Origin of the sequence: Pyxidicoccus fallax, from assembly GCF_012933655.1 — a bacterium.
GTDB lineage: Bacteria > Myxococcota > Myxococcia > Myxococcales > Myxococcaceae > Myxococcus > Myxococcus fallax.
Window position 1 is genome coordinate 1 of record NZ_JABBJJ010000800.1, and the last position, 408, is coordinate 408.

The 408-nt window shown below is 74.0% G+C and carries 1 protein-coding gene; it reads left to right on the plus strand.

Going from position 1 to position 408, the window contains the following annotated elements; genetic code table 11:
- Position 1: 1 nt before the first annotated feature.
- A partial coding sequence (locus tag HG543_RS54210) for an MFS transporter (protein WP_169352742.1) occupies positions 2-408 on the plus strand: 407 nt, incomplete at its 3' end.

Sequence of the window (408 nt, forward strand, 5' to 3'; positions counted from 1 at the left end):
CCTGGCCGTCCAGCGCCGGGTACGGGTGCTCGTGTTCATCACCGTCTTCCTGGACCTGGTGGGCTTCGGGCTCATCATCCCGCTGCTGCCCTTCTACGTGGAGTCCATGGGGGGCTCGGCCACCACGGCGGGGGTGCTGCTCGCGCTCTTCTCCACCGCGCAGCTTCTGGCCACGCCGGTGCTCGGGCGGCTGTCGGACCGGGTGGGCCGGCGCCCCGTCATCCTGCTGAGCCTCCTGGGCAACGCGTTCTCCATGGCGCTCTTCGCCTGGGCCACGCACGTGCACCTGCTGCCCGTGCTCTTCGCGTCGCGGCTGCTGGCGGGCGCCACCGCGGGCAACCTGGCCGCGTGTCAGGCCGCCGTGGCGGACGTCACGGAGCCCGGCCGGCGGGCGGCGGGGATGGGGCG